The sequence below is a fragment of the Zunongwangia atlantica 22II14-10F7 genome, from assembly GCF_002094855.1.
Taxonomy (GTDB): domain Bacteria; phylum Bacteroidota; class Bacteroidia; order Flavobacteriales; family Flavobacteriaceae; genus Zunongwangia; species Zunongwangia atlantica.
Map to the genome: position 1 here is coordinate 1 of NZ_ARYN01000052.1, position 2292 is coordinate 2292.

The window sequence follows — 2292 nt, forward strand, 5'->3', positions numbered from 1 at the left end:
GGCACTGTTAAAGACTCTGTTAATGCGCCACTTCATGGTGCTAACCTTATTGCGATTCCAGATAGTGATGATCTTAGTATGGCCTTTTCTATTTCAGATGAAAAAGGGCGGTATCGGCTTAACCTGGAAAAAGACAGTAGCTATGTGATCGAAATTAGTTATTTAGGCTATCAAAAAATTATCGATTCGATTACTGCCAGTCGTGATATTCAGAAAGATTATACCATGCAGGCCAGTAACGAAAGCCTGGAAGAAGTCCTTATCAAAAAGAAAATGGCAGTGGTCGTAAAAGAAGATACCACCATTTACCGTACCGATGTTTTTAAAACCGGCGAAGAGCGTAAGCTACGTGAAGTTTTAAATAAATTACCGGGCGTGGAAGTGGACCGTGAAGGTACCATTACCGTAAATGGCAAAAAGGTAGATAAATTAATGGTCGATGGTAAAACATTTTTTACCGGAGACTCTAAACTTGCCGTAGAAAACATTCCCGCAGATGCTGTAGATGAAGTCGAGGTGCTGGATAATTACAGTGAAATCCCATTTTTAAAAGGCCTGGAAGACAGTGATAAAATGGCGATGAACATTAAACTCTCTGAAGGTAAAAAGAAATTTGCGTTTGGTGATATCGAAGTCGGCGGTGGTTTAGAAGATCGCTATTCCCTGCATCCTACTTTATTTTATTATAGCCCGAAAACCTCAGTAAATGTTATAGGGGATTTTAATAATACCGGGCAAAAGTCGTTTTCTATGCAGGATTATATCAATTTTGAAGGCGGTTATTTATCGCTTATGGATCGGCCGAATGCAAGTAATATTTATAATGATGACTTTGCGCAATTTCTACGGAATGAAGATTTTACCTATAACAAAAATGAATTTGGCGCTTTTAATATCGCCCAGGAAATTACCAGCGATCTCGATCTAAACGCTTACACCATTATTTCGAATAACAAGCTTGAAACACGGGAAGAATATAACATCACTTATATTGATGAAGATCGCGGACTGGATGAATTTCGCGAAACCCGGCAAAACAACGATCTGTTTTTTACACTAAATAAATTGCAATTGCGTTATCGCCCAAATCCCGATGAAGATCTTACTTACGATGCCTATGTAAAAACATCTTCGGCTACAGCCAACGGAATTTTGAATTCGTTTACTCCGGTAGATTCTACATTTATCAATACCATGGCAAATCCCGATGGGATCGATTTTACACAACATTTAAATTACAGCAAACAGTTTTCCTTTGAACATACCACTACACTAAATGTCGATTATAAATATTCTAAGAACGACAATGACAAAGATTGGTTATTTAACGAGCCTATTTTTAATACCATTATTCCGTTTGTAGAAGAAGACAGTCTGCATTTATTTCAGCAGGTAAATACCACGCTCAACCAGGCTAGTTTAGATCTCAAGCATTATTGGGTTTTAAATAATACCAATCATATTTACCCGGCATTGGGGATCAATTTTTCAGATCAGCGTTTTAGCACACTCGACGAGCAACAGTTGGATTCTGGAGAGATTAATAGTTTTACTGAAGCCAATTTTAATAATGATGTGCATTACCGGTTGGTCGATCAATATGTAGGTTTTCAATATAAAACCATGTTTGGCGATCTTATTTTAAAACCAGGTCTTTTTTATCATTATTACTTGTGGCAGGTCACCCAGTTTTCTGATGAAATTACCAATGAAACAAAACCGGTTTTGTTGCCTGAATTTGAAAGCGAATATAAACTCGGCGGTTCAGAAAAGCTGCGACTAAATTACAGCATGAATTCCAGTTTTGCCAATGCATCAAGCTATGCCAATCGCTATCGCTTAAGTAATTTTAACAGGATTTACCGCGGAAATGAAGATTTAGAGAATCAATTATATCATCGGCTTTCGTTGAGCTATTATAAGTTTAGTCTTTTTAAAGGCATTAATTATAATTTCTTTTTTAATTATTCGAACAGGGTACGATCCATTTTAAATACAACCATTTTAGAAGGAATTAATCAGATCTCGAGTCCGGTGTATACCGATTTGCCCAATGAAACCTATAGTTTTCGTGGTTCTTTTACCAAGCGAATTAATGATTTTCGATTTACGGTAGATGGTGATGCTGCGCTGTCTAGTTATAGCCGAATTGTAAACCAGAATACCATAGCTTATGATTCTGAAAATTATGGTTATGGCCTACGAATACGAACTACTTTTGATGACCTCCCAAATTTAGATGTGGGTTACGAACATGATTTTAGTGCTTTTGGATCTGATAATTTTCAGAAT

Annotated in this window: 1 protein-coding gene; it reads left to right on the forward strand. The window is 36.8% G+C overall.

Annotated features, from left to right (window positions below; all coding sequences use genetic code 11):
* Positions 1 to 2292: carboxypeptidase-like regulatory domain-containing protein (locus tag IIF7_RS20440; RefSeq protein ID WP_084843539.1), on the forward strand; the 2292-nt coding region annotated here is incomplete at both ends.